The 19,443-nt window shown below is 40.8% G+C and carries 15 protein-coding genes; 13 read left to right on the plus strand and 2 right to left on the minus strand.

What is annotated here, in order from left to right; translation table 11 throughout:
- Positions 1-741: 741 nt before the first annotated feature.
- Complete coding sequence (locus B4G94_RS27680) at positions 742-1,071, minus strand: helix-turn-helix domain-containing protein (RefSeq protein ID WP_286863351.1); 330 nt, start codon at positions 1,069-1,071, stop codon at positions 742-744.
- Positions 1,072-1,483: 412 nt separating this feature from the next.
- Between B4G94_RS27680 and B4G94_RS27685 the strand changes: the two genes are divergently transcribed.
- From B4G94_RS27685 to B4G94_RS27735, 11 genes are all read left to right on the plus strand, one after another.
- Positions 1,484-2,554 carry a hypothetical protein gene (locus tag B4G94_RS27685; RefSeq protein ID WP_286863352.1) on the plus strand — a complete coding sequence of 357 codons (1,071 nt, stop codon included), beginning with the start codon at positions 1,484-1,486 and terminating at the stop codon, positions 2,552-2,554.
- 131 nt (positions 2,555-2,685) lie between these two features.
- Positions 2,686-3,003 carry a hypothetical protein gene (locus B4G94_RS27690; protein WP_286863353.1) on the plus strand — a complete coding sequence of 106 codons (318 nt, stop codon included), beginning with the start codon at positions 2,686-2,688 and terminating at the stop codon, positions 3,001-3,003.
- 169 nt (positions 3,004-3,172) lie between these two features.
- A complete protein-coding gene (locus B4G94_RS27695; RefSeq protein WP_286863354.1) occupies positions 3,173-3,607 on the plus strand; it encodes a hypothetical protein in 435 nt (144 codons plus the stop codon).
- A 3-nt stretch (positions 3,608-3,610) separates the two neighbouring features.
- The gene (locus B4G94_RS27700) at positions 3,611-4,489 is read left to right on the plus strand and encodes a hypothetical protein (RefSeq protein WP_286863355.1); all 879 of its coding nucleotides are present in this window, start codon (positions 3,611-3,613) and stop codon (positions 4,487-4,489) included.
- Between the two features lie 384 nt (positions 4,490-4,873).
- Positions 4,874-5,374, plus strand: a complete 501-nt coding sequence (locus tag B4G94_RS27705) for an OmpH family outer membrane protein (protein WP_286863356.1) — start codon at positions 4,874-4,876, stop codon at positions 5,372-5,374.
- 1 nt (position 5,375) lies between these two features.
- Complete coding sequence (locus B4G94_RS27710; protein ID WP_286863357.1) at positions 5,376-5,933, plus strand: hypothetical protein; 558 nt, start codon at positions 5,376-5,378, stop codon at positions 5,931-5,933.
- 12 nt (positions 5,934-5,945) lie between these two features.
- Positions 5,946-11,441: a DUF5977 domain-containing protein gene (locus B4G94_RS27715; protein WP_286863358.1), complete on the plus strand. Its 5,496-nt coding sequence runs from the start codon at positions 5,946-5,948 to the stop codon at positions 11,439-11,441.
- An 11-nt stretch (positions 11,442-11,452) separates the two neighbouring features.
- Entirely contained in the window at positions 11,453-15,352 is a 3,900-nt protein-coding gene (locus B4G94_RS27720; RefSeq protein WP_286863360.1) for an RHS repeat domain-containing protein, read from the plus strand.
- Entirely contained in the window at positions 15,307-15,819 is a 513-nt protein-coding gene (locus B4G94_RS27725; RefSeq protein WP_286863362.1) for a hypothetical protein, read from the plus strand. The genes B4G94_RS27720 and B4G94_RS27725 overlap by 46 nt, the downstream gene beginning before the upstream one ends.
- Positions 15,820-15,860: 41 nt before the next feature.
- On the plus strand, positions 15,861-16,010 hold the full coding sequence (locus B4G94_RS27730) for a hypothetical protein (protein WP_286863363.1): 150 nt from the start codon (positions 15,861-15,863) through the stop codon (positions 16,008-16,010).
- Between the two features lie 167 nt (positions 16,011-16,177).
- The gene (locus B4G94_RS27735; protein ID WP_286863364.1) at positions 16,178-16,729 is read left to right on the plus strand and encodes a hypothetical protein; all 552 of its coding nucleotides are present in this window, start codon (positions 16,178-16,180) and stop codon (positions 16,727-16,729) included.
- Between the two features lie 702 nt (positions 16,730-17,431).
- Here the strand turns inward: B4G94_RS27735 and B4G94_RS27740 are convergent.
- Positions 17,432-17,752, minus strand: a complete 321-nt coding sequence (locus B4G94_RS27740) for a helix-turn-helix domain-containing protein (RefSeq protein ID WP_286863406.1) — start codon at positions 17,750-17,752, stop codon at positions 17,432-17,434.
- Positions 17,753-18,119: 367 nt separating this feature from the next.
- Between B4G94_RS27740 and B4G94_RS28190 the strand changes: the two genes are divergently transcribed.
- Complete coding sequence (locus B4G94_RS28190; RefSeq protein WP_376786628.1) at positions 18,120-18,335, plus strand: transposase; 216 nt, start codon at positions 18,120-18,122, stop codon at positions 18,333-18,335.
- A gap of 337 nt (positions 18,336-18,672) precedes the next feature.
- Positions 18,673-19,371 carry a hypothetical protein gene (locus B4G94_RS27745; RefSeq protein WP_286863365.1) on the plus strand — a complete coding sequence of 233 codons (699 nt, stop codon included), beginning with the start codon at positions 18,673-18,675 and terminating at the stop codon, positions 19,369-19,371.
- Positions 19,372-19,443: the final 72 nt, after the last annotated feature.

A 19,443-nucleotide genomic window follows, 5' to 3' on the forward strand; every position in this document is an offset into this window, starting at 1 on the left:
ACGGGGCTAGATTCTATGAACTGTGTTAAAGTCCAAATTTACCTTTGAAATTTTTCAAAGTAAATTTGGACTTTGTGTGATTTAAAATTTTATCACCAGCTGGATATTATCAATGACGTTGAACAGGATGCTTTTGGTATCAGCATCTGGACGGTAAGTTTTCATTGCGTTCATACTTTCCTATAATCTCACGTGAAGCATCAATCTTTCGGGCAAGGTTGCGTCCTGTGACCATCCTTTTTCCTTGCCGAGGGTGCTTATTTTGCTTCCGATGTTTTTAATGATATGAGATTAAAAGTGCTTAAAACAGTATAATCCTTAGCTAGGTTAATCATCGCAATAAAAAGCATCTGAAGAACAGATGCTTTTTTATCACGCATAGGCTTTTCTAGCCTTATAATGCCTTATAAGTGCATCAAGCACTAGAAAAACCTGTTTCTGGTCGTCCTCGGGCATAACGGATATCTCCATGATCCTGCTGATTTATTAGGTAACCTCCACAGAGGGCATAATCTCGTCACGTTCATACCTGCCTATGATATCGCCGGAAGTCCCACTTTCTCGCTAAGATAGCTCTGTGAGGTGGGTGTTTCCTAGCCTTTCTCAATGTTATCAGTCTTTGTCCGAGAGGCATACCTATCAGTTATTAAAATGCCATATCCTTGGCATTAATACAAAAATAGGGTTTCCTAAGTCAGCTTCAAATTTGCTGCCGTATTCACACTGGTAATTTTGCAGTTGTTATTTTTTGTACAACTGCTCATATAGGTCGATGACTTTTTTCTGAAGTTGGATAATTTCGTCATCACGTTCTTGCAACTTTTGCTTAATTGCGTCTATATCGTTGACATAGTCTTTAATCTCTTCTGTGTCAGAAGAAGATAAAAGCTGTAAAACCGTGACATTAAATAACTTTGAGATTTGGATTATCCGAGAGAGATTAATATCTGTGATTCCTGTTTCAATCTTAGAAAATGCAGGAATTGATATATCCAATTGTGTCGCAGCATCCTTTTGGCTCCAGCCTTTTTGGTGTCTAAGTAATCTAATTTTTTTCCCTAATGTGTTCATCTAAAAATTAATTAAAGTTTAAGATACGCAAAATATTCTTTTAATTAGAATATATTTGATTTTTTAAAATTTTAATGATCATGTGGAGAATACATTATGACAGCGTAATATCCGATTGTTGCGATCTGAAAGGGTGTAAATTTGCGAATCAGATAGCTTCTGCGTATCACAATTAAATATTGTATTAAAATCTACTATTGAACCAGCAAGAGGTTGGCTTTGGAGTGCTCATAATTTAAGTCTGGAGTAATGAAATATTTAACGAAAAATTTTTATGCAGCGCTTTCGAAAAATTCTTATCTTTAATTGAGCTTAAGTTAATGTGTGTAGCCAAATGATGAAAAGTAATTAAGCTCAGATGGATTAACCGTATTTATTTTGTTTATTTATTATTATTAACCGTTTTATCCTTATGAACATATTGAAGTCAGGGATCCTATGTGTGCTCAGCGCGTTTGCTATGGAAAGCAACGCACAAAATTTATTAAATCTTAGTGATTGGGTAATCGGAAGTGGCGGCACAGCCGGATTCACTCCGAATGGTCTTGTGACCGAAAACGAACGCGAATGGGGTATTGGCCCACAGGGAAGACAAGTGATCATCTGGAAAGGCACTCCGAGCGGCGATTCGCAAGGTGACGGCGGATTCAATTCAGTGGATATCCCTATCAACCATCAGAAGACATATCGTTATTCGGTATGGATAAAACGAACGAACTCGAAGACGGGAACGGCGTATTTTGGCTGCGCTGCAAATGTCAACTCGGTGAATGATGTTGTGAATAATAATCCTTATTTCTGGTATGGGAATCTGCCTGAACTGGATAAGTGGTATCTGTTGGTTGGTTACGTACACGGCTCCACCGATCCTTCTAAAGCAAGTTCGGGTGGAGTTTACGATGGAGTTACAGGAACCAAAGTTGCTTCGGCGCTAGATTTTAAATTTCCATCTACGGCAACATCAACCCGTCTTCGCTCTTATCTATTCTATGATTCCAATACGAGCGACCGTCAATATTTTTATGGGCCTCGGCTGGAGGAAGTAAATGGTAATGAACCGACCTTAAGCTCATTGCTGGATAATCCAATAGGGCTCGGTGATTTTTCCTTCTCTGGAAAAGTTGGTATCAAAACAACTACGCCGGGAGCATATGATCTGGCTGTCAACGGGAAGATCCGGAGTCAGGAAATCAAAGTCGAGACAACGGGCTGGCCCGATTATGTGTTTGACGAAGAATATAAGTTGCAGCCGTTATCCGACACCGAAAAGTTTATAAAAGTGAACGGTCATCTTCCAGATGTCCCTAAAGCAAGCCTAGCTGAAGCGGAAGGTATATCCCTGGGTGAGATGAACAAGATTCTATTGAAGAAGATAGAGGAACTGACTTTACATCTTATTGAAAAAGATAAAATGCTACAGGACATTGTTCAAAGATTGGAGAAGTCAGAGAAAACAATCTCTTCTATGGCGAGGCATGATTAAATAGATAGTAAAAAACGGAAAGACCGATATGTTGCGCTAAAACATTAAGTGGAATTGCGTATATCGAATATTTGACTACTTAGAAATGGCACAATGAAAAGAGAACACAGTAAAATAAAATAAATATTTTTATGAAACGATATTTTTCAAACTTTATTTGCTTACTGGTTTTGATCTTATTGCACGGACCAGTGGCAAAAGCGCAAGTAGTTACCGTGTCAGGCGACTATATTCACAAAATTATTAATTCTTCCACGAATGCCACTTACACCAAATCATTGATTATCCTGCATGAAATCTATGATGGAACCTTACTTTCAGATAATTATCTAATTGGGACTGTTGCTGCTCGACGTGGTGGCACTGGAGCTTTAAATCGGCTCAATGTTGCTAACATCAACAGTTCGTCATCTTATAATACTACTTTCTCGAATTTAGTTTCTGAATGAAGAGGGTGCTTATAGCTGGCGATTAAAGACCTGTAAATACAATGGTAAAAAATATGTCGCTTTAGATGTACCTTATGCAGGTGCACAACATACGAATGGTTTCCAGTTTGTCGGATGGGCGAAATCGTCTGGAGTCAGTCTTGAATTTGTTCCTTATGACAAGAATGGCGTGCCGCAGAATACCGATATACTGAGTGATATTGCAGATTATACACCCAGTAGGCAGATCACCAACTATGTTTCTCGCTTTAATATTATGGGGAGAGTCGGTATAGGTACTGCCAATCCCCAGGCGGATTTGGCCGTAGAGGGTAATATTCTAGCCAAACAGATTAAAGTTAAGACCGATATTACAGTGCCAGATTATGTTTTCGAACCGGACTATAACCTTAAGTCATTGCAGGAAATAGAGAGCTACGTCAAAATTAATAAACATCTCCCAGAGATGCCCTCGGCAAGTGAAGTAGGTAAAAATGGTCTAGACGTGGCCGAAATGAATTTGCTTCTATTGAAAAAGGTTGAGGAGTTGACCTTGCACCTTATTGAAAAAGATAAAACAATAAAGGAAATTGTAGACCGGCTTGTAAAATTAGAATCTAAATAAGTTATGCATATAAAGAATAAAATATTTACACGTATTTGTGGCAGTGCGCTTGCAATATTATTTTGTGTAAGCGCCTCCGCACAAAGTAATACGTTCCCGACAAATGGAAATGTCGGAATTGGGACAACTAATCCGGCGAAGACCTTGGATGTAATAGGAACAGTTAAGGGCAATGAATTTAATTTTCCTGCAGTACAATATAATTTTACCAGTTCTCCCCGCACGCAGCTGAATCCTATGAGTATTAAATTGTTTGACGATTATAATACCAATCGTCCTGGCGGGGTGAGCCCAGGGACTAACAGTTACGGTACACTGTTAGCGATTTATGGGTTGGCTTCTCATTGGCAGACAGATCTCTATTTCGGAGCCAGTGACAGAAAGATGTATTTTAGAACCAGTGCATATGCTAACAATAGTAGTGAAAATGGAACCGGGCAATTTAACAATTGGCGAACAGTACTTGATTCGCATAGTGATGTTAAATCAACAGGAAAACTAGTTTTATCAGGTTTAGGAAACCATATCATTTCTAATGGTAATCTAGGTATAGGCACTGAAAATCCTCAAGCTAAACTAGCGGTAAACGGAAACATACTTGCAAAAGAGATCAAGATCAAGACAGATATTTCTGTTCCTGATTATGTATTTGAACCGGATTACGAATTACCTTCACTAAAATCGGTTGAAGATTATGTAAAACTTCATAGACACCTTCCGGAGGTTCCTTCGGCAAGTAAAATTGCAAATGAGGGGTTGGACCTAGCAGAGATGAACTTGCTTCTGTTGAAAAAAATAGAGGAATTGACATTGCATATGATTTCGCAGCAAAAACAGATTGACAAGCTGTCTGAAAAAATAGCAATAGGATCAGTAAACTGAGTTTAAAACAATATTTCAGTATTAAAAAATAATTGTTTCGACTGCATTGCGTTTTGATAATATTTAAATTGAAATAGGCGTTTAAGTGATAATCATTTTATAGGTGTAGAGGTGGCTTTTCGGTCATAGATTTTCAATAATGCCCTCTTTCACCGTATACCTGTTAAACCGATAGGTATTTTCCATGAATCTAATCAGCTAATTTTAATTGTTTTAACAAGCGTCTATTTCAATAAATTTTTATAGTCATCATTGATGGGTTAAATTTTTTTTATTTTCTGTTTAATGATAATTATTTTTTTTGTTATTTTGAATTAAATTTCAGTTGTTACAGTTTTAGCTTGTAACTGATCTGTTTTAAAGTATTTTAATATAACCATTTTTATGAGAAGTATTCAGGCGCTGTGGGCGTGTATTATCCTTTCTTTGGGATTGAGTGTTTATCTATTGTTCTTCAAAGGTGAAAAAATTGCCTATGTTGAATCTACCCGTATCTTTCAGGAATACAAGGGAGCGAAGGCCGAGCGGGACCGGCTTGAAGCCAGGGGCAAGGAGTTCAAACTCAAGATCGACACCCTGAACCGTGAGGTTCGTGAAGCCATCATCCGTTACGACGGACAATCGGATAACAACACCAAACAGCTTATCCAGCTCAAAGAGAAGCAGCTGAACGATTACCAGCGGAATGTTCAGGAAACACTTCAATCTGAGGAATCTGCTGCCATGTCCAAGGTAGCGGACGAACTGAATGCCTTTTTGAAGGATTACGGTAAGCGCAACCATTACAAGTTCATATTTATAGCCAATCCATCCGGCACGATCGCCTATGCAGCCGAGGGTACCAATGTGACCGAAGACGTACTCAAAGAAATTAATAAGCAGTAAGATGAATCGTTATTTATTCTTATTTCTCATTTTGCTGGGAATGATTGCCTGTGGACGCCCTCCGGCAAAGTTTGCTACTGTTGCAGCGGGACTCCAGTATGTTTCAGAAAAAGATCACGGTTTTGTGTATGATACCACTGTGGCAAATGGGATTAAAGTACAGGTACAGTTATTACCGGCGTCTTTGGTCCAAAAGAAGAATGATCCCGGTATTCAGAGGTATTTTAGCATCCAGTTTTCCCATGATGGCCATGAGCTTCTGGCCCAGTTGCCGAGGGACGAATATGGGGCGTATGTACAGCTATTCTCTTTTAACATGGACAAGTATATTTTTCTTCGGACAGATTCGGGGAAAGAATATTCTGCCGGTATGGTGAGTTATCAGCCGACATATAATATGGGCAAGAGTAATGAATTACTTGCGGTCTTTAACGAAGATCTTTCCCCTTATAAAAACCTGAGACTGGTGATAAAGGAGTTTGGGCTTCATCTTGGGCAACTGGAGTTTTCCATAGATGCTGAAAAGCTAAAGTATTCGCCAAATATCGATCAATTTTAATATCAACCAACAATGAAATTTATACAACTATTGAACAGGCATAGCTGCAAGGTTGCTGCGGTATTGGGAGGTGTATTTCTGTTCGAATTAATAAGTCCTATGGCGGCTCTGGCACTTACAGCAGGCCCTACAGCGCCTGAGGCCACTAGTTTCGAGCCCGTTGACACGACCGATATGGTTAACCCCCTTACGGGAAGCCTGACCTATAATTTACCTTTATTGGAAGTTCCGGGCCCCGAGGGTGGCTATCCCTTGTCGCTGTCTTATCATGCGGGTATCCGCCCGGACGTGGAAGCTTCATGGGTAGGCTTGGGCTGGACGTTGAATCCAGGTGCTATCAACCGTAATGTCGCCGGTCTGCCAGATGATTTTAATGAAGTCAGTTTAAAAAGAAGAGATTATTGGGGTGGAGGAAATAGTAAAGAGTATGGGCTTCAGGTTGGTTTTGCAAGTGTGGTCAATGTAGGACTTGTGTTTGCCAGTGATACCTATCAGGGATTTGGAGTTGGGGCTAGTATAGGGTATGGTATAAAAGCTGGGCCAGTAAATCTTGGTGTTGATGTAGGTTTTAGTCCCTATGGTGGTGGTTATGTAGGTATGGATATTTCATCGGGAATAGATGTTGCAAAAGGTATTTCGGCCTCTGGTGGTATTGGTTTCTCTACCAATTTTCAAAGTCTGAACAGTGGGGCGGGAGTATCATTGGCTAAGAGTAATGGTACGGATAGGGCGCCGACGAGCCTTTTATCGGCATCGATGAATTCATCATCAAACAAACCCAGTCTTTCCGCGTTAGGAAGTACAGGATCAGTTTTTAATAAAAATGCAGGTAAGATCAGCACAAGTAGTTCTGGTTTCGGTTTTACTATACCCTTAGGGATCGTTAGCATCGGAGCATCATTCCGAAGTACACGTTATTGGATAGACGAAACGGCTGAGACACTTTCTACAGGTAGTTTATATACTCCGGTAATTGCGACGAATACACCCGCAACTTATTTTGACAATCGTAGTTTTGATAATTATAGATTGATTCCAGATAATATCAATATTGCTGACAACCCTGAGGATTATGAACTGTTAGGAGGAACCCTACCTGAGTATGATAATTACTCGGTATCTGGTCAGGGTGTGGGCGGTCAAATTAGACCTTTTCTCTACCAGAGGGCATTGTATTTGCAGAACAATGAACCTTCCAAAAGCCAGATTAAACAGAATGTTGCAAATGCCCTCATTAAACAAGGAGCTGGTTTCCGTTTTGTCAATGATTTTTCTAATTCATTTGATCAAGGACTTGATGACGTTGTCCAGCAATCAGGAACTCCACAGGATCCGAATACTTTTCCATTCAGTATGGGAGGCAAAACGGATACCCGGATTGGTAACGAATTGGCTGCTTCCAAGTTTGTGAAATACTTTACCAATGATGAGATCCGTAGTGGAACTGCAAAGACCAAGGGCTTTATTGACGTTGGTACCGGGACTAAAGGATTTACTAGAATCACAAATGGAACATATTTCGTAAATGCTACTGCTACCAAAGGAGGGAGTCAGATCGGTGGATTTATGGTGACCAATGAGTCTGGTGTAACTTATCATTATGCATTGCCTGTTTATTCCTATAATGAGTATTCTTATAATTATACACCAAAGGATAATGTGAAATTTAGCGAAACCACACGTAAAGAGCCTTATGCTTATACCTGGTTATTAACAGCAGTGACGGGACCTGACTACGTAGACCGTAATGGAAATGGTTTAGTAGATGCAGCCGATTGGGGATATTGGGTTGCAATGGATTATGGACAGTGGACTAGTAATTATGTTTGGAGAACCCCAGCAGAAGGTGCTGACAGGGATCTCGATCAAAATTACTCAATGTATACTTCCGGACAAAAGGAGTTATATTATATTAATAAGATCCGCACACGTACGCACACAGCTATATTTGAAAAAGAGGTACGACTTGATGCCAAGGGTAACTCCATAAATGCCTTGACAGCTAAAAACTTAGGAGTAGGAAGACCATTGTTTGATGAAACATCTCGGAAGAGTATGCGGTTAAACAAGATTTATCTGTTGAATAATTCGGACGCCAACCTGGTTTCCGAAAGTAGTGAAACAATAAATAGGGGAGAAAATGGTGACCTCCACTATAATGTTATTGACAATTTTGATTTTGAGGTAGTTGGGCGTAGTACTATTGAGGCGAAAAGCATTCGCGTTATTGACTTTGGTTATAGTTATGATCTCAGTAAAAAAACTCCGAATAGCTTTCATACACGAAAGCCTGATGCTAAATTCGGGAAACTAACCTTAGATGGTGTAAAATTTAGGGGTAAAGGTGGAGCTGAATTATTGCCAACAACCCAATTTTCCTATAAGCAAACAGGAAATAGTCAATTTGCAGCCACCAGAAGTGCGAATAATGAATTTTCGGCGGACAATGCTATTCCTCTAGAGGTCGGAATGATGATCGAGAGTGCCGATGACAATCCTGTATATTATGGTATGATCACGGCAATCAGAAGTGGTGGAACAGGAAAAATCTATACTTTGATGAATGGAGAAGTGTTAGCAGATGACCTGACTAATTTAACGCTAAGACAAACTAAAAACCCAAATTACTGTAAGGACTGTCAAGATGTATGGGGCTATTATAAAGGAGACTTAAACTGGTCACAATTGTGGGTAAATGCCGACCTGGCAAAACGCGTTACCACGACATCTGCAAAAGGAACCGATGCATGGAATCTACGCACAATAAGTTCTCCGACAGGAAATACAATTGAGCTGGATTATGAGAGTAATGAATTTAAGGAAACCGTATTTGAGCGCTACCTTTCATTTCCGATTAAAATTGTTCAACGACTTGACAATCGTAGGTATGCTGTAGAACTTCCTTTCACTGTTACGGAATTTGAGGAACGTTATAGTGTCGGAAACCCAATCAATGGTTTCTTTTTGGGACAAATAAGTAGTTTGCCAATGACAATGATCCATTCGAACAGCGGTAACCAAACCTGTTTTTATGATGGACGTCAGGGGACGAGTAACAGCACCATTATTCTGCGCTATAACCAGGATGTTCTTACACTTACCACTGGAAATATACGACTCCCACTGGATCCCGCAGTTAATTATGGAGGTGGGGCTAGAATCAAAAGTATAAGCAATAAAGTTGTAAATGGTGTGGTCTATAGGACAGAATACCAGTACCGATCCAATGGTATATCGACGGGTATGACTTCTTATTTACCTTATAATGTGGAAACGGGCAACCTCAATGATATTACAGGGGATTCCTTTAAAATCTTTTACAAGAAAATTCTCAACCAAGGTACGGAGAATATTCTCAAATATGCACGCGAAATTCCTGGACCGGGGGTGATGTACCGAAAGGTCCGTATCCAAAATAAAGTAATTCAGCCCAATGGTGACAGCCAGATGGAGGGATATACTGAAAACTCCTATCGTTTGTTGGATAGCCGTATGATAAATAGGGTTGTTATGCAAGATATGCCTGGAGCTAAGGGATATGTTCATGGTGTTAACCTGCGCATCAGTGATTTTACGACAAATATAGGAGATCTTTTGGGTATCAAATATTTCGATGCGGATGGGAAATTGATCAAGGAGACAATGAATAGTTACCTATTTGACGAAGCGGTTGAAACGGGGGATCTGAGAACTAATTATAGGAACTTATTAGCTAGCCGGTTCAATTCTCAGGGATTGGTTACTGAAAGGTTTGGTGAAGCCCGGTATCATTACTCAAAAGAATATAGTAATCGAACGAATATTGTTATGGCGGCTCGGGAGCAATATCCTTCGGTCCTGCTATCGTCTACCACAAAGGATTTTGCGAACCAGTCCATGGAGCGTACGGAGAACCTTGGATTTGATTTTTATAACGGCCAGCCCAATAAGGTGCTGAAGAAAGATTCTTATGGGAACAGGTTCCTGAGCGAGACAGGATTTGCATATCAACAGTACCCTGAGATGGGCAACCGGCTGTCTAATATCAATAATAAAAATATGCTGAGCCAGGTTTTCAGTCAGGTTTCCTACAAGGTTGACAACAGCAATACAAAGGTTGGCGTGGTTAGTGGAAACAAGACCATATGGAGCAAAGATGTGAATGTCCTGATGCCCAATGGCACTGTCATCAAACAGAATACAGCTGCCAATGGCCAGGTATGGCGCAAACAACGTGAAGAAGTCCTTGAAATACCGGATCAATATGGAACATCCGGCGTTCTTCCGATAGCACAGTTTACCCTTACTAATGGGTACTGGAAACTTGTGAGCGGCATCAGCATGTACAATGTGTATTCAAAAGCTCTGGAGGACTATGACCGGAACAATAATTATTCGGCCAACAGGTACGGCTATAACAATGGTAAGATCGTTGCCGGAGCCAATTTTGCAAAATATGGTGAACTTGCCTTCAGCGGAGCAGAGGATGAACTGACGGGTACAGCAGTTGCAGGGGAAGTTTCTAGGGGACAGGGTACAGTGTCCACAGGAGCATTCCATACGGGAAACAAAAGTTTATCGCTGGCAGCTGGCGCTACAGGTTTTGAATATAGCGTTCCGATAGCTAACCTGACATCGAAACGTACCTATGTTGCCAGTGTGTGGGTAAGAAATGTGACGAACGGAAAAGTGACCCTGTACTATGATATCGATGGGGTTGCTACAGCTGCACCATTGAATTCAGCTCAGAGCACCAAGAAGTCCGGAGCTTGGAACCTTGTCAATGTTGAGATCCCCATTTCCAGAGGTACACAATTGAAAGTATATGTTAAAAATGAGGGTACGGTTGCAAGTTTTGTTGACGATTTCCGGTTCCATCCAAAGAATACCAGTGCGATGGCCTATGTCTATGACAGTTTCTCCGGGGAGCTGACCTATATTCTGGATCACCTGAACCTGTATACCCGGTTTGAGTATGATGCAATGGGCCGTTTGGTAAGAACGTACAAGGAACAGTTTGGCAGAGCTCCATATAAAACTAATGAGTACCAACAAAATTACGGAACAACTAGCAGCATTTATTATAACGATCAATTAACTGAAAGCATTCAGAAGAATGATTGTACTACTGGTGAGGGGAGTCTTGTTGGCTATACCGTGCCGCAAGGCAAATATAATTCAACTATTAGTAAAGGTGATGCAAATAATAAAGCTATGGCGGAAATAAATCAATTTGGACAGCAATATGCAAATACCTATGGACGTTGCGTGAGCTGTAAGCGCTATAAAGTTAAGATTCACCGTATGGATCTCCAAAATTTGAATCTTTATGTTAATTATCGTGATTGTTATAATGCATATCAGTCATCCAGTTATCAAAATTTTCAACCAGAAGCAAATACCGGAGTGTATTTGGTCTTTTATGTGTGTGTTAATACTTCCGATCCAAGTATTCGATTTAGTCATGGGCAAAATCAGCCAAACATTAATCTCTCCGCTGAAATTGAATTAGTGGGTAACTGTAATTAACGCTATCGCATATGAAAAAACAATCGTTAGACAAAGGTCTTAAGAAAATATCGATATTAGCGCTATTCACATTGTTTCAATTGGGAATAGCTCAAGCCCAGACGACCAGTCAGAATGCTATAGTGCTCCCCATGGGTGGAGCGACATCTTTGGTCGTCGAACCTGGTCAGAGTTATACAGCGACCAGTGCCGTAAGCATCACGCTGAAGCCCGGCGTTCACTTCAAGAGCGGTTCGAATGTGCTGCTGCGTCTGGACAACAATATGACGGGCCCTGCCGCCCCCAATAATCCGAACGAGAATTTGGAGATGAACTGGACCCTGGCCCGTTCATTCGATGCCAGTGGAGCTATTATCGGCGAGACCAAGACTTTTTTTGACAAATTGGGAAAGCCCCTCCAGACACAGACGCGGAATATTGAAGCAGGTCACGTACTAGCTGTGCAGCCACTTTATGATGTCGGTGGGCGGCAGGTGGGGTCAACGATGTCCGCACCGATCAACAACGCGGCATTCAGCTACAAGCCTGATTTTACAGCCCTGAATTACCGAAACTATAGCCGATTTACTAGTACGGCTGGCTTGCCTGATAAGAGCTTTGCTCCGGATCCGGTCGATACTGCGGGGAACAGCATAGGCACCCTGGGTTATTATTACAGCAGCAAGAATGCCTGGGAGCGCCTGCAGGACTATACGAATATGCCTTACAGTACTTCTGCCGGTGCCAGAAATGGTACGAATGTCTTCACGGCGAGCGGGGGCGTGGGCCAAGCAATGAAATTGGGCGGCGGGCATGAGGTTCGCCAGTTCAATGTTCCGGTGAATGGGGAGCTTGACTTCTACAATCTTGTCCGGCGGACGTATTTTCCAGTTTCCGAAATTGGCGAGACCACTTTGGTCTCTACTGGCCAGAAAATGATGTCGGTAAGTTTTGATGCCGACAATAGAGCCTCGGTTAGCATAAGTATCGATGGGCGAACGGTTATGGCAGGACGTGGGGGCAGTGAGTTAATGTTGGACGGTACACTGCTTATAGATAGCGCCCAGACGGGTTATTTCGGGATAGTCACTTCCCAAAATGTAAGTTTTACTTCCGGAATGCTGAAAGACTATTTTCGTTCAGAGTCGGAGTATGGCGTCTCGGGGACAAAAATGCTACAGCCGGGGTTATACCAGTTTACACATAATGTAGGCACTTCTGTGAATTATAAGGTTGGTCTTTCAGACGTAAGCTTTACTTTTTACGACCAGCTTGGCCGCGTGAGGGCGACGATCCCACCGGAGGGTGTGAAGAAATTATGGACGGACGGAGTTGCGGGCTATGCGACGCTGGCCAGCATCCCCTTTGTCAAAACCTTTAAGTACGACGGTCGTGGTAGGCTCATCGAGAGCGTGGACCCGGATGCAGGCAAAGCTGAGATGAAATACAGCAGCGACGGCAAGCTTCGTTATTCTCAGAATGCATTGCAGAAGCTGTCGAATAAATACAGCTATACAAACTATGACCGTTATGGCCGTAGTGTGGAAAGCGGGGAGCTACAGCCCTCACTCAGTACCCACAGGTTCGAGAGCCTTACAGCAGCGATGCTTGATGCCACGGAAGAGGATCCGAGCAAGTATCCAACGGGTACCAAATACGATGTTACTGTTGTGAGCTATGATACGGCATCGGTTGTCCCCTCACCGGCAAATTATGTGCAGGACAGCTATTTTCTTTCGGGTGGTGCGATTACCACCAAGTCAAAGTACAGTGGCGCGGTGTCTGCTGCAAATCTGGTGAGCAGGACCTGGTACAACTATGACGGCGACGGGAATGTTGTGTGGACGGTCAAGTATGTTGCCGGTCTTGGTTACAAGACAATGGATTATACCTACGATGACATGGGCAATGTGACCAAGAGTATCTACCAGAAAGGTACCGCTGCCGAGACGATGGTACACTATTTCGAGTATGACAAGAATAAACGGTTAGTTGCGGCATATACCAATACGACGGATAACGCATCTACAAAGGTCCTGCACGCGAAATATAGCTACTATCTACATGGCGATCTTAAGCGTGTTGAACTTGGAGATAAGTTGCAGGGTATAGATTACGTTTATGGCATAGACGGCAAACTCAAGAGCATCAATAATGCGAATGCCTTGAAAGATCCGGGGCGGGACGGCGGCAATGGATTTGCTGCGGATGTGTTCGGAATGAACCTGGAATACCATTCTGGGGATTATAGCAACCGTCAGGCGGGTATACCCAGTATCCAGGCGGGCAGCAGTGCCGCCAACTACAGTGGACTGATCAATGGGATGAGCTGGTTTTCGAAGAAGCCGAATTCAACGGATGTTGGAGCGGTGATGAACATCTACAGCTATGACGCTGTTGGCCAGCTGATGGCGAACCGTTGGGGCACGCCGAACTTTAATGGCTCGGCATTTGTTTCCGGGGGAGAGATCAATCGGGAGCACGGGCTGAGCTATGATGGACATGGCAATATCAGATCGCTGATTCGTACAGGTACCGGTACGACAGTTTTAGGGAACTATACGTACAATTACCAGGCGAATACCAATAAACTGGCCTCAGTGAATAACTACGCCAGCTATACTTACGATGCAATCGGTCAACTGGCTTCTCAGGTAAAGGGCAATGTGGGGATGTATCTGGATTATGATGTAACGGGCAAGGTCACAAAAATCTATAGTGATAATACAAAGAAGATAATAATCCTTAGCTTTATATACGACGATGAAGGCAACCGTGTGATGAAGAAGGATCACAGGACAAATGCTGTTACCTGGTATAGCTACGATGGCAGTGGCACCTTGGCGGCAGTCTTTGAACAACAGGGGACAGGCGCAGTACAGCTGAAGGAACAACCGGTTTATGGATCTGACAGATTAGGTACATTTTACAGGCTTGGCAGTAACTATCAGTATACGATCACAGACCATGTTGGCAACACCCGTGTTGTGATCAACCGGAATAAGACGGCAGGCGGCGCTGCCGACATTGTTTATTATGCAGACTACTATCCATTTGGAATGGAGGTACGTTCAGGCGGCATTGAGAACAGGTATGGCTATCAGGGACTGTATGCTGAGAAGGACAAGGAGACCGGCTGGAATAATTTTGAGCTTCGTAATTATGATGCTGCTATAGGCAGATGGCTGACAACGGATCCTTATGGTCAATATCATTCACCTTATGTTGGGATGGGAAATAATCCCGTGAACAGAATTGATAAAGATGGTGGATGGAGTGATGGTGATGATTTGGAAGTAAAAGCACTAGGGGGTAGTAGGTTTGAGGTAATAGGAGGAACAAAAAATTCAGATAAAAATATTTATTTAATGGAGGAAGGTAAACGTGTGGGAGTATTAGGCCAAATGTTAACTGAATATTCCTTTCATGGTGAAAGCGGCAACGCAGTTAAGGGAGCAATAATTGATCTCAATGATCGATCAGGGCAAAATTTCTTTAATAACGAGATAAAAGGTGTCGGATTAATTGATTACCTTTTGAACGCTAAAGGTTGGGAACCTTATGATTTCAAAACACGAGGACTGATTAAAGGCGAATCGAGGGGTGAAGAAACTTATAGAGGAATGATTTTTGAAGGTAAAATAGCGTCGGCACGTGATATAGGAAATTATGCAGCTGGCTACGTTGCTGCTAAAAATGGTATGGCATGGGAAACGGCTCGATTTGGGTTTGATTTCCTTCAATCTAAACAAGAAAATAAAACATGGAATGTTCTCAGGTGGAAAAAGTGGGCAATAGAAGGACAACCAACGCAACGTGCGCAACGATCAGGACACAGTCCTATGTATCCATCAAAAAAGTATGAACAAGGAGCAAAAGAAAGACTATGGCTAATGCAAACCAACCCGTTTCTAGGGCAACCAAAGTGGTAAAAATGATCTTGAAAATTTTACTGATAAGTTTTTTAGGTTTAATTGGATATATGATTATTGACGCCTTAATAAGCCTATCACCAAGATCCGTGTATTGTCTTTCAGATAATAAATGTATCACTGTTATGAATGGAGAAGATGATGAAATCTATTTTATCCCTGGAAGATATTCAGGTGAAGAAATTCCTTTAGATGACTATGTGAAGATAACAAATTTGGACAGAGATTTTGTAAGTGTGGTTTTTTCTAAAGATAATATTTTACTTATTAAAATTGATGATTATTCAGATGTTTCTCAGCGATCTTCTCATGGATTGATTAAACTTTATAATGATGATAAGGATCACAATGATAGTTTATATATAGATTTTAAGGGTACAAAATCGTTATACAAAAAAGGAGTTGATTTCATTAATATCAACCTAAGTGAAAATTATGCTTGGAATTTAGAGGGTAAAATTAAATAGATTTTTGTTAATGTAGATATGTTAAAAAAAACGACAAAGGCATGAGACGTATTTATAAATTTTACTCTATAATTTCTTTTGACTCACCAACATATGAGGGCGAGTATTACATTTATGAATATTTTTTAAAGGATCACCTGGGTAATACACGTGCGGAAGTAGACCATAGTGGAGGGATCAAGCAGATCTAGGATTACTATCCATTTGGTATGGGGATGAACTAGGGCAATGCGTTGAGTAATTCTAACCTTTACAAATACAATGGGAAGGAGAAACAAGTGGAATTAGGACTGTATCAGTTGGACTATGGGGCGAGATTCTACGATGCCGAGATGGGCGTTGGAAGGTGGTGGATCCGATGGCGGAAGTCAATAGAGGTTGGTCACCCTATCGTTATGCTTATAATAATCCGATCAGGTTTATTGATCCAGACGGAATGTTAGAGGATGATTTTGTATTCGATGAAGAGGGTAGATTTAAACGCGTTGTAGAGAATGATGAACCTGTTAAGTTGGTAGTAGAGAATTCGAAGACAGGAAAATCTACTTCTTATGAATTCAATGATCCGAAAACGGATGTTGCTGCGATTAAGTATAACATGAAGAAATTTGGAGATAACTTTAAAAATATAAGTTTTATAAATTTTGTGTCTCAAGGTGATATCGATGATATGATGAATGAATCAGGGGTTGAGAAAATGCATTGGTTAACTAGACCTCTTTTTACTTTGGCTAACTCTCATGGAGGATCTTTAGATTTCTCAGTTTATCATCTTCCAAGATATTTTGATGATACACTTGTTGAGAATTATGATTTTGATACAGAGCTTCTAAAAGATAAGGGACCTATATACATATTTAATAATTATGGCACAGCATATAATATGTTTGATGCAGGTAACTGGTTATAGGGTTATGCTCAGCAGAAGCTTGGGACCTCATCTGGCCAAGCTATTAAATGGGGGACCATGTATAATTATCCAGATAGTAAGGCTGATAAAAGGGCTATCACAGAAGGATGGTCATATAGAGCCGGCTTTAGGAAAGTTGTTTACGGAAAATAAACCATAATGAAAAAGCATGTGCGTTGGTTAGTATATATTCTAGCTGTGTTTTCGATTATTATAATAACGTTTGTTCTTTATCATATGATAGACGCAAAAAGAACCGAGCGTCAGAAAAAGGTTTATAAAGAACGATTACACCATTTAAAAAAAATGAAGCCCGATCATTAGGTCGGGCTTTTCTTGTTATTACGCATTTGCCTAGCCTTGTAGTCTCCTATTAAGTGCATCAAGCACTAGAAATTTCTGATCGTCCTCGGGCATGACGGATATCTCCATGATCCTGCCGATTATTAGATAACCTTTACAGAGGGCATAATCTCGTCACGTTCATATCGGCCTTTGATATCGCTGGAAGTTCCCACTTTCTTGCCAGGATCGCTCGGTGAGGTGGGAGTTTCTTAACCTTTTTCAATGTTATCAGTCTTTGGCCAAAAGGCATGCCTATCAGTTATTAAAATGCCATATCCTTGGCGTTAATACAAAAATAGGGTTTCCTAAGTCAGCATTGAATTTGGTGCCGTATTCCCACTGGTAATTTTACAGTTGTTATTTTTTGTACAACTGCTCATATAGGTCGATGACTTTTTTCTGAAGTTCGATAATTTCGTCGTCACGTTGTTGCAACTTTTGCTTAATTGCGTCTATCTCGTTGGCATAGTCTTTAATCTCTTCTGTGTCAGAAGAAGATAAAAGCTGTAAAACCGAGACATTAAATAACTTTGAGATTGGGATTATCCGAGAGAGATTAATATCTGTGATTCCTGCTTCAATCTTAGAAAATGCTGGAATTGATATATCCAATTGTGTCGCAGCATCCTTTTGGCCCCAGCCTTTTTGGTGTCTAAGTAATCTAATTTTTTTCCTAATGTGCTCATTTAAAAATTAATTAAAATTTAAGGTACGAAATATATTCTTTTTATTAGAATATATTTGATTTTTTAAAATTTTAATCAGTAACGTCCTAAACGTGATTTAAAAAGTGGTGGTGAATGATATAGCAGGGAATGCTATATTTAGTTCGCTAAAACAAATCACCACTATGGTAAATATTAACGTATTTTCTCAGATTCTCTCGCTTATCGACCGAGAGGATTTCAATTTTTTGGTAGGTAAGCATGATTCATACAAGCACCACAAAGTTATCAACAGCTGAACGCATTTGGTAAGCATGCTTTTCTGCCATTTATAGTCTGCAGATTCGGTTAGAAACATCAAAAACCTGGAATTTGAGTTCTTGGCCAATCATTTTCAGTGTAAAGCGGCCACGGTAGCTGCACTTTACAAAGAGCGCTGGGAGATCGAGACGTTCTTTAAACACCCCAAGCAGCGGTTAAAGGTCTCCAGTTTCCAGTTTTGTAGGCATCTCCGAGAATGCCGTTTACATCCAGATCTGGACAGCGCTGATCGGGATACTACTCTTCAAGTACATTCAAAAACGGGCGAAATATAGCTGGAACCTATCCAATCTGGTGAATTTCATAAGGCTGAATATCTTCGTGAAGATTGATCTGTGGAAATGAGCAAAATGGACAGTTTAACCTGTTCTGAAACGCAAATAGAGGGTCAAATCCGAAAGTATCAACAAAATCTGCATGGAAACAACAATAGATAGGGATTTTTATGGCCTTAAAATTTATTTAGGACGGTACTGACAGAGGAAATAATAAACTTGTTAATTTAACGTGATATGTGCTGCTATTAACGATAATGTAATTGTTGGTTAATAATTAGTTTATGAATTTTAATTTATTTTGTAATAAGTATTTTAACCAAATGCTATATTGATTATGAAAAGATTGCCTGTTATTAAAATTGCGGTAGGAGTTTTGTTTGCTTTTCCCAATATGCTCCTGGCACAATCGACTTACTTAACTATAGAGGATACTAGATCTACTGCTACGCTTCCAGCTGACTATGTCAGTACTTTACGATCTTCATTCAAAATGGGGACCTCTGTCGGTTTTTCTGATGCTGTTTACTATACCTTACTAGGGCTTCGAGGATGGAGAGATGATAGTGGTGGGCCAGCACACGAACTTGCTTTTTCAGGTACTAAGGGTATTTATTATCGTACGGGAACCCAGGCAGCAGGTTGGACCGGTTGGCGTAAAGTATTGTCCGAGAACATTGCAGGTAATGTAGGCGTCGGAACAGATGTGCCCAAAGAGAAACTTTCTGTTAATGGGAAGATTCGTGCACATGAAATCAAAGTGGAGACTGCCAATTGGCCAGATTACGTTTTCAATAGCGAGTATAGGCTTCCAAGTTTAAGCGAAACAGAAACGTTTATACGAAAGAATGGCCACCTACCTGATGTTCCCAAAGCTGCAGAAGTTGAAAATGATGGTATACAGCTTGGTGAAATGAACAAAATTCTACTGAAAAAGATTGAGGAATTGACGCTACATGTTATCCAGCAGGAAAAAAGGATCAATGAACTACAGCGTAAGATCGCTATGGATGTCTCATATGAAATTGTTGACTAAAAACAACCTCTTACATCTCCTAAGTATGAGTGTAGTGTCACCCTGTTTTGTGAAAATCCTTTTAGAAATTTA

It is taken from the genome of Sphingobacterium sp. UBA7625, assembly GCF_002484085.1.
In the GTDB taxonomy this organism is placed as follows: domain Bacteria; phylum Bacteroidota; class Bacteroidia; order Sphingobacteriales; family Sphingobacteriaceae; genus Sphingobacterium; species Sphingobacterium athyrii.

What these genes read in the sequence shown, in the direction of transcription:
- B4G94_RS27680 (WP_286863351.1), bottom strand. Translation starts at nt 1,071, where the DNA reads ATGAACACATTAGGGAAAAAAATTAGATTACTTAGACACCAAAAAGGC.
- B4G94_RS27685 (WP_286863352.1), top strand. Translation starts at nt 1,484, where the DNA reads ATGAACATATTGAAGTCAGGGATCCTATGTGTGCTCAGCGCGTTTGCT.
- B4G94_RS27690 (WP_286863353.1), top strand. Translation starts at nt 2,686, where the DNA reads ATGAAACGATATTTTTCAAACTTTATTTGCTTACTGGTTTTGATCTTA.
- B4G94_RS27700 (WP_286863355.1), top strand. Translation starts at nt 3,611, where the DNA reads ATGCATATAAAGAATAAAATATTTACACGTATTTGTGGCAGTGCGCTT.
- B4G94_RS27705 (WP_286863356.1), top strand. Translation starts at nt 4,874, where the DNA reads ATGAGAAGTATTCAGGCGCTGTGGGCGTGTATTATCCTTTCTTTGGGA.
- B4G94_RS27710 (WP_286863357.1), top strand. Translation starts at nt 5,376, where the DNA reads ATGAATCGTTATTTATTCTTATTTCTCATTTTGCTGGGAATGATTGCC.
- B4G94_RS27715 (WP_286863358.1), top strand. Translation starts at nt 5,946, where the DNA reads ATGAAATTTATACAACTATTGAACAGGCATAGCTGCAAGGTTGCTGCG.
- B4G94_RS27720 (WP_286863360.1), top strand. Translation starts at nt 11,453, where the DNA reads ATGAAAAAACAATCGTTAGACAAAGGTCTTAAGAAAATATCGATATTA.
- B4G94_RS27725 (WP_286863362.1), top strand. Translation starts at nt 15,307, where the DNA reads ATGGCTAATGCAAACCAACCCGTTTCTAGGGCAACCAAAGTGGTAAAA.
- B4G94_RS27730 (WP_286863363.1), top strand. Translation starts at nt 15,861, where the DNA reads ATGAGACGTATTTATAAATTTTACTCTATAATTTCTTTTGACTCACCA.
- B4G94_RS27735 (WP_286863364.1), top strand. Translation starts at nt 16,178, where the DNA reads ATGGCGGAAGTCAATAGAGGTTGGTCACCCTATCGTTATGCTTATAAT.
- B4G94_RS27745 (WP_286863365.1), top strand. Translation starts at nt 18,673, where the DNA reads ATGAAAAGATTGCCTGTTATTAAAATTGCGGTAGGAGTTTTGTTTGCT.